This window comes from Actinomadura sp. K4S16, assembly GCF_008327685.1.
GTDB lineage: Bacteria > Actinomycetota > Actinomycetes > Streptosporangiales > Streptosporangiaceae > Spirillospora.
The window spans coordinates 73,258-81,011 of the sequence record NZ_BDDE01000009.1; the positions used below are offsets into that span (position 1 = coordinate 73,258).

Here is a 7,754-nt window from a genome sequence, read left to right on the forward strand (position 1 = left end):
CAATGAGCGACGCGATCCACATCGAGGGTCTCGTCAAGGCGTACGGCCGCACCCGGGCTCTGGACGAGCTGCGGCTGCAGGTCCGCACCGGCGAGGTCCACGGGTTCCTCGGACCGAACGGGGCCGGCAAGACCACCACCATCCGCATCCTGCTCGGCCTGCTGCGGGCCGACGCCGGCGAGGTCCGGCTCCTCGGCGGCGACCCGTGGGAAGAGGCCACCGCGCTGCACCGGAGGCTGGCCTACGTCCCCGGCGACGTCACGCTCTGGCCGGGGCTCTCGGGCGGCGAGGTCATCGACCTGCTCGGCCGGCTGCGCGGGGGGCTCAACAAGAACCGCAGGGCCGAACTGCTCGACCGGTTCGACCTGGACCCCCGCAAGAAGGCGCGCTCCTACTCCAAGGGCAACCGGCAGAAGGTGGCGCTGGTGGCCGCGCTCGCGTCCGACGTCGAGCTGCTCATCCTCGACGAGCCCACCTCGGGACTGGACCCGCTGATGGAGGCGGCCTTCCGCGAGTGCATCGACGAGGAGCGCAGCAGCGGCCGCACCGTCCTGCTGGCCAGCCACATCCTCGCCGAGGTCGAGGCGCTGTGCGACCGCGTCAGCATCATCCGCGACGGCCGGACCGTGGAGACGGGCACCCTCGCCGATCTGCGGCACTTCACCCGGATCTCCATCCAGGCCGAGCTGGCCGGGCCGCACGAGGGCCTCGGCTCCCAGCCGGGGGTGCACCACCTGGAGGAGCAGCCCGGTGGGCGGCTGACCTGCGAGGTCGACTCCGACCGGCTCGACGAGGTGCTGCAGGTGCTCTCCAAGGCCGGTGTCCGGTCCCTCATCAGCCGGCCTCCGACGCTGGAGGAGCTGTTCCTGCGCCACTACCAGAAGGAACCGGCCGGTGCCGGGGGGCAGGGCGCCCGGAACGGCCGGGTCGCCTGATGGGCGCGCTGACGGGGACGCGCGGGCTCGTCCGGCTCATCCTGCGCCGCGACCGGTTCCTGATGCCGATCTGGGTCATCTACCTGGGCGTGGTGCCGTCCGCGTTCGCCTCCAGTACCGCCGACCTGTACCCGACCGTCGCCGACCGCCATGAGTACGCCCAGGTCAGCGGAAACAACCCGGCCTTCATCGCGCTGTTCGGGCCGCTCTACGACGAGGGCGTCGGCGGCATCGTGACCCAGCGGCTCGGGCTGATCCCGCTCGTCGTCGGGCTGCTCAGCCTGCTCACGGTCATCCGGCACACCCGCACCGACGAGGAGGCCGGGCGCCGGGAGCTGCTGGGCTCGGCGGCCGTGAGCCGCCACGCCGGCCTGGCCGCCGCGCTCATCGTGACGATCGGCGCCAACCTCGTCCTCGCGCTCATCATGATGGCGGGACTCAACAAGCAGGATCTGCCGGCCGCGGGCGGTGTCGCGCTCGGGCTGGAGTTCGCCGCCGCCGGCTGCATCTTCGCGGCGGTCGGCGCGCTGGCCGCCCAGCTCACCACGAGCGCCGGCGGCGCGCGAGCCATCGCCATCGGCGTGCTCGGCGCCTCCCTTCTGCTGCGGATCGCCGGTGACAGCGGGGGAGCGACCTGGCTTTCGTGGCTGTCGCCGATCGGATGGGTCCACCGCATCCGGCCGTACGCGGACGAGCGCTGGTGGGTGCTCGGGATCGTCGTCGTCGCCATCGCCGGCCTCGTCGCCGCGAGCGTTGCCCTGTCGGCACGCCGCGACGTCGGCGCCGGTGTGCTGCCGCCGCGTCTCGGTCCGGCCGAGGCGGCGGGACGGCTGCGCAGCCCCCTGGCCCTCGCCTGGCGGCTGCACCGGGCGCCGTTGCTGGGCTGGACGGCGGGCTTCGCCGTGATCGGCGTGGTGCTGGGCGGAGTGGCCAAGGGCGTCGCCGACATGATGCGCGACAACGAGAGCCTGCACGACGTCTTCACCCGGATGGGCGGTGCCTCGGGCTTCAGTGACGCCTTCCTCAGCTCGATGATGGGCCTGTTCGGGCTCATCGCGGCGGCCTACGCGATTCAGGCGGCGCTGCGGATGCGTGCCGAGGAGGACGGGCTGAGAGCCGACCCCGTGCTCGCCACCTCCGTCGGGAGGCTCCAGTGGGCGGGAGGGCACCTGCTGTTCTCGCTGCTCGGCCCGGCCGTCGTGCTGACGGTCGCGGGCCTCGCCGCGGGGCTGACGCATGGCATCAACACCGGCGACCCCGGGCACGAGGTGCCCCGCGTGCTCGGCGGGGCCCTCGTCCAGCTCCCCGCCGTGTGGGTGCTCGCGGGACTCACCATCGCGCTGTTCGGTATCCTGCCGCAGTTCACGCTGGCGAGCTGGGGCGCGCTCGCGGTGTTCGTCCTGCTCGGGCAGATCGGATCGGCGATGCAGCTCAGCCAGAAGGCGCTGGACGTCTCCCCGTTCACCCACATTCCCAAGCTGCCGGGAGGAGAGGTCGCGGTGCAGCCGCTGGTCTGGCTGGCCGCCATCGCGGCCGTCCTCACCGTCGCGGGCCTGTTGCGGTTCCGCACCCGCGACGTCAAGTCGGTCGCCTGACCGGCTGGGCGGCACGGCCACACTGCGCGGCACCGGTGCCGCCCGCCGGGGATCGAGTCCGGCGGGCGGCCCGTCGCCTCCTCGACGAAGGAGACGTGGCTTGCACACAGTGGAGCGCGACCAAGAACTGCAGCGGCTGGACGCCCTGCTGGCCGACTGCCGGCACGGCGCGGGGGGAGCGGCGCTGGTGAGCGGCGCGGTGGCGTCCGGCAAGACCGAGCTGCTGCACGCCTTCACCGAGCGCGCCGTCGCGGCGGGAGCGTTGTACTTCGAGGCCGGGACCCCTCTCGGCGAACCCGGCGATCCCGCCGACCTCACCGAGGGCCTGCTACAAGGCATGGAGCTGTTCGCCGAGGAGACCGGGAGGCCGAGACCCGGCGCGCCGACTCCCGCGGGGCCGCGCGGAGGCGGCCTGCCCTCCGACGAGACTGCGCGGCGGCTGCACGCCCTGCTGCTCGCCTTAGCCGAGCGCGATCCGGTCGTGGTGGGCGTGGACGACACGCACCGGGTCACCCTCTCCTCGCTGAGGGACCTGCTCGGCGTGGTCCGCGGCCTGCGCGGCGCGCGCGTCATGATGATCTTCACCGACGCCGGGGTGGCCCACCCCGGACGCGGGGTGCTGCGCGAGGAGCTGTCCCGGCTGCCCGGCACACCGCTGCTGCGGATGCGCCCGCTGTCGCGCGAGGGCGCGGCCCGCATGTTCGCCTCCCGGCTCGGCGCCGCCCGCGCCGAGCGCCTCGCCGCGGGCGCCCTGGCCATCACCGGCGGCAGCCCGCTGCTGCTGCGCGGCCTGCTGGAGGACCAGCGGGACGCCGCCACGGGGAACGCCGGCCGGCTGGTGGTCGGGCCCGGTTTCGAGCGCGCGGTACTGGACTGCCTTCGGCGCGGGGACGAGGACACCCGGCGGCTGGCCGAGGCCGTGGCCGTGCTCGGCGACATGGCCGTCCCGCGCACGGTGGCCGACCTGCTCGGCTGGGCGGAACCGGACCTGGGCGGGCCGCTGAACGCCCTCGGCACGGCCGGACTGCTTGACTCGGTGCGGTTCCGGCACGAGGCCGCTCGCTTGGCCGTCCTGGCCGGCATGGAACCCGCGCGGCGCAGCGATCTGCACATGCGCTCGGCCCGCCTCCTCTACCGGAAAGGCGCGAAAGCAGATGACGTGGCCCATCACGTCGTGGCCGCCAGCCAATGGGTGACGCTGGAATATCTGGCCCGGGGGCGTGACGCGAATGGAATCGGAAAAGCGCGGAGCGCCGGTGCCGAATAGGGGTCCGGTAGGGGTTATCCCGCCCGGGAGCGCGGAACTACCGTCGCTCCAGACGTTCCCCGGGAGGCGCCCATGGCCCAGCAGACGATCTGCGAGACGGCACCGTCCGCCGCGGACGGCGGCTCTGACCTGATCGCGTGGGCGCACCGGATGCAGGACGAGTGCCCGGTCGGACGGGACGCGCAGGGCGTATGGAACGTCGTTCGCGCCGCGGAGGCGCAGCGCGTGCTGTCGGAACCGTCGTCCTTCTCCAGCGATCCCTCGCACGCCTTCCCCGCCGCCGGCCGCTTCCGGGGGAACATGCTCTGGCTGGATCCGCCCGAGCACCGCAAGCTGCGCACCATCGTCAGCCGGGTCTTCGTCCCCAAGGCGGTCTCGGCGCTGGAGCCCGAGATCCGGAAGGTTGCCGCCGGCCTGCTGGACGCGGCGGGCGGCGCGGACGAGATCGAGCTCGTCTCTCAGTTCACCCAGCCGCTGCCCGTGATCGTCATCGCCGAGCTGCTCGGCATCCCGAGCCTGGACCTCGCCCAGTTCAAGGCCTGGGCGGACCGGATGCTGGGCGCCGTCGTGCTCGACCCGCTCGCGAACGAGGACGCGCGGCGGGAGATCGCGATGGGCACGATGGAGATGAACGCCTACCTGCTGGAGCACGTGCGGCGCAGGCGGGCGGCCCCGCGCGAGGACCTGCTCAGCCGGCTGGTGGCCACGCAGGTCGGCGGCGACCGGCTCGACGACCAGGAGGTCGTGAACTTCAGCCGCGTCCTGCTGGAGGCAGGGCATGTCACCACGACGATGATGCTCAGCAACGCGATCTGGTGCTTCGAGGAGGATCCGGGGCTGGCCGCCCGGCTGAGGGCGGACCGCTCGCTCCTGCCGAGCGCGATCGAGGAGCTGCTGCGGTACCGGCCCCCGGTGCTGATGGTGCTGCGCTACACCCGGACCGACGTCGAGCTTGCGGACACCCGCATCCCGGCGGGTTCGGTGGTGAAGGTGTGGATCGTCGCGGCGAACCGGGACCCGCGCCAGTTCGACCGCCCGGACGTCTTCGACCTCGGCCGGCACCCCAACGGCCACCTGGCCTTCGGGAAGGGCATCCACTACTGCCTGGGGTCCCAGCTCGCCCGGCTGGAGGGCGAACTCGGGCTGAACCTGTTGTTCGACCGCTTCCCGGACCTGCGCATCACCCCGGGAGCGGACCTCGAGTTCTATCCCCAGAACTTCTTCGGGATGAAGCGGCTGCCCGTCACGGTGTCCCGGTCCGGCCGGTAGCCGGCTCCTCGTCCACCAGCGTCACATCGGAGGCGCTCCAGAACACCCGGACGTCCTCAATGAGACCGTCGTCGCCGACGCCGAGCAGGCCGATCAGGGTGTACCGGACCCGCTTGCCGCGAGGCACGGACGGGTCCGACACGGTGACGGTCGCCGGCAGCAGCACGTGCCGGCCGTCCATGGCGGCCACCGGCGTACCCGGCTCCTCGCTCACCCGTCCGGCGATGGCCCGGGCGAGGTGCTCGCGCAGGGCTCTGGGGGAGCCGACCGGATCCTCGAAGACGGCATCGTCGCGGAACAGCGCGAGGACCCCTTCGAGGTCTCCCGCGTTCATCCGGGCGCAGTACTCCAGAGCGATCCTCTTGCGGGCCATTTCGCCGGCCATGAAATCCTCCGCCGCTCGGCTAAGGGGATTCTATGGGCGGCTCGCCCGCATTCAATTCAGCGCGGATGAATCAGGGGCGATGGCGGCCGGAAATAGGGGGTCGGTTTTCTTGCCGGTCCCGTATCGCGCTGCGAGCGTGAGGGAAACGAGGTTGAGGAGACGCCCGAGATGACCAGACGGACCCATGCCGTCGTGCTGGGCGGCAGTGTGGCGGGGATGCTGGCGGCCGCGGCCCTGGCACGTCACCTGGACGCCGTGACCGTCGTGGAGCGCGACGTCCTCCCCGGCGGGCCGGACCATCGGCGCGGGCTGCCGCAGGCGCGCCACGCGCATCTGCTGTGGTCCGGGGGAGCCAGGGTGATCGACAAGCTGCTCCCGGGCACGATGGAGCGGCTGTACCGGGCCGGTGCGCGCAAGATCAGCATGTATCAGGACATGGTGTCGCTCACGTCGCACGGGTGGCAGCATCGGTTCCCCACCGAGCACTTCATGATCGCCTGTTCGCGTCCGCTGCTGGACTGGACCGTCCGGGACCAGGTCGGAGCCGGGGGCTCCGTCACGGTGCTCGGCGGGACGGAGGCGACCGGGCTCCTGGGCGACGCCGAGCGGGTGCGCGGCGTCCGCCTGCGCGGGACGGCGGAGGGGACCGTCACCGACCTGGAGGCGGACCTGGTGGTGGACGCGACCGGGCGAGGTTCCCCGCTGCGGCGCTGGCTGGCCGGGCTCGGGCTCCCGGAGGTGCCCGAAGAGGTCGTGGACTCCGGCATCGCCTACGCCACGAGGATATTCCGCGCGCCGGCGGAGCCCTTCCCGGTGGTGTCGCACTACGCCGACCACCGCACGGGACGGCCGGGGCACAACGTGGTGCTGCTGCCCATCGAGGACGGGCAGTGGATCGTGACGGTGTCGGGCACCCGGGGCGGCGAGCCGCCGGCCGGCGAGGAAGGGTTCGCCGAGTTCGTGCGCGCCGCGCGGCACCCCCTGGTGTCGGAGTTTCTCGCCGGGGCCGATCCGCTCACGGAGGTGCGCGGCACGCGCAGCACGTCCAATCGCCGGCTCCGCTACGAGGGACTGAACCGTTGGCCCGACGGACTGGCCGTTCTCGGGGACGCGCTGGTGGCCTTCAACCCGGTGTACGGGCACGGCATGGGGGCGGCGGCTCTCAGCGCGGCCGCGCTCGGCGAGGAGATCTCGCGCGACGGCGTCGGCGGCGGCGCGGCGCGTCGTGCGCAGAAGTCGATCGGGGCCGTGGTGGACGGCCCGTGGTCGCTGGCGGTCTCCCAGGACATCTTCTACCCGGGCTGCCGGGTGGACGTCGCCGACGCCCGCTGGATCGCGGTGCTGAGGAGACAGCGGGCCTTCGCCGACCTCGTCACCGAGACCGCGATCCGGGATCCTCGCGTGGGCGCGGCGGTCGCGGGCGTGACCAGCCTGTCGGCCCCGTTGAACAGCCTGGAGCATCCCGACGTGATCGCCGCGCTGCGGCGCGGGCCGACCCGTCCGCCGCTCAGCCGCCCGCAGCTCACACCCGCGGAGCTGGCCGTTCGCGGCACGGTTCGGACGGCCCGCTAGTCGGGCCCCCGGCGGTGGACCGGGTGGTGGGCCGGGCGGGCATGGTCAGGACATCTCGTTCGTCGACGACGGTCACGTCGGTGCGGCCCCAATAGGCGCGCATCACGGCGATGAGGCCGCTCCCGTCCACCTCGATCACCATCACGTAGTGGATCTGGAGCCGTTTGCCTGGGCCGGCGGGTTTCCCGTCCCAATCCATGAAGCCCTGGGAGGACAGAAGGGGCGCCGTCGTGCGGAAGTCCAGGTGCGCGGTCACCGGCACCGCGGCTTGCTTTCCGTTCAGTGCGCCGACCGGATCGTGCGCGTATTCATGGACGCCGCAATGAATGGCGCCCATGGCGTGCTGCCGGAGTTCCGCGTGCCCGCGCCGAATACCCGACCCGACGGGGTCTTCGAAACGCACGCCGGGTGAGTAGAGGCGCAGGAGGCCGGTGACGTCGCGCGCGTTGACCCTCCTGCAGTGCTCGACCACTAGATCCTTGCAAGCCCGGTCATCGAGCATGGACATCTCCTCAAGGTGCTTGCGGCCGGCCATGTCGCACCACCCATTCTGGCCTCCCCTAGCGGTTCTCGTTGACCCCTAAAAGAGGATGTCGTCCCCCTGTGCTGAGGGGCTGAAAAATAGGGTCAAGGGAACTGCCTGGACATTATCGCGGCGTGTGCATGAAGGTTTGCCCACCGTGTTCTTGAAGGGCCGGAACCGCTGTGTAAAAGTCGCGAATCACAGACCC

Annotated in this window: 7 protein-coding genes; 5 read left to right on the forward strand and 2 right to left on the reverse strand. The window is 72.2% G+C overall.

Annotated features, from left to right (window positions below):
• Positions 1 to 2: 2 nt before the first annotated feature.
• From K4S16_RS00320 to K4S16_RS00335, 4 genes are all read left to right on the forward strand, one after another.
• The gene (locus K4S16_RS00320; RefSeq protein ID WP_149256772.1) at positions 3 to 935 is read left to right on the forward strand and encodes an ABC transporter ATP-binding protein; all 933 of its coding nucleotides are present in this window, start codon (positions 3 to 5) and stop codon (positions 933 to 935) included.
• The gene (locus K4S16_RS00325) at positions 935 to 2,530 is read left to right on the forward strand and encodes an ABC transporter permease (protein ID WP_149256773.1); all 1,596 of its coding nucleotides are present in this window, start codon (positions 935 to 937) and stop codon (positions 2,528 to 2,530) included. The genes K4S16_RS00320 and K4S16_RS00325 overlap by 1 nt, the downstream gene beginning before the upstream one ends.
• Positions 2,531 to 2,639: 109 nt before the next feature.
• Positions 2,640 to 3,797, forward strand: coding sequence for an AAA family ATPase (locus K4S16_RS00330; RefSeq protein ID WP_235036485.1), 1,158 nt, complete (start codon positions 2,640 to 2,642; stop codon positions 3,795 to 3,797).
• 72 nt (positions 3,798 to 3,869) lie between these two features.
• Positions 3,870 to 5,066 (forward strand): cytochrome P450, encoded by a 1,197-nt coding sequence (locus K4S16_RS00335; protein WP_149256775.1) that lies wholly within the window; start codon positions 3,870 to 3,872, stop codon positions 5,064 to 5,066.
• Here K4S16_RS00335 and K4S16_RS00340 read toward each other — a convergent pair.
• Positions 5,041 to 5,451, reverse strand: coding sequence for a nuclear transport factor 2 family protein (locus K4S16_RS00340; RefSeq protein WP_149256776.1), 411 nt, complete (start codon positions 5,449 to 5,451; stop codon positions 5,041 to 5,043). The genes K4S16_RS00335 and K4S16_RS00340 overlap by 26 nt on opposite strands.
• 168 nt (positions 5,452 to 5,619) lie before the next feature.
• On the opposite strand from K4S16_RS00340, the gene K4S16_RS00345 reads away from it, so the two are divergent.
• On the forward strand, positions 5,620 to 7,023 hold the full coding sequence (locus K4S16_RS00345; RefSeq protein WP_149256777.1) for an FAD-dependent oxidoreductase: 1,404 nt from the start codon (positions 5,620 to 5,622) through the stop codon (positions 7,021 to 7,023).
• Here the strand turns inward: K4S16_RS00345 and K4S16_RS00350 are convergent.
• Entirely contained in the window at positions 6,974 to 7,558 is a 585-nt protein-coding gene (locus K4S16_RS00350) for a nuclear transport factor 2 family protein (RefSeq protein WP_149256778.1), read from the reverse strand. The two genes, K4S16_RS00345 and K4S16_RS00350, sit on opposite strands and share 50 nt — an antisense overlap.
• Positions 7,559 to 7,754 lie beyond the last annotated feature (196 nt).

Bases quoted from the DNA above. Each gene is read 5' to 3' on its own strand.
- K4S16_RS00345 (WP_149256777.1), top strand. From the start codon at position 5,620: ATGACCAGACGGACCCATGCCGTCGTGCTGGGCGGCAGTGTGGCGGGG.
- K4S16_RS00335 (WP_149256775.1), top strand. From the start codon at position 3,870: ATGGCCCAGCAGACGATCTGCGAGACGGCACCGTCCGCCGCGGACGGC.
- K4S16_RS00325 (WP_149256773.1), top strand. From the start codon at position 935: ATGGGCGCGCTGACGGGGACGCGCGGGCTCGTCCGGCTCATCCTGCGC.
- K4S16_RS00340 (WP_149256776.1), bottom strand. From the start codon at position 5,451: ATGGCCGGCGAAATGGCCCGCAAGAGGATCGCTCTGGAGTACTGCGCC.
- K4S16_RS00320 (WP_149256772.1), top strand. From the start codon at position 3: ATGAGCGACGCGATCCACATCGAGGGTCTCGTCAAGGCGTACGGCCGC.
- K4S16_RS00350 (WP_149256778.1), bottom strand. From the start codon at position 7,558: ATGGCCGGCCGCAAGCACCTTGAGGAGATGTCCATGCTCGATGACCGG.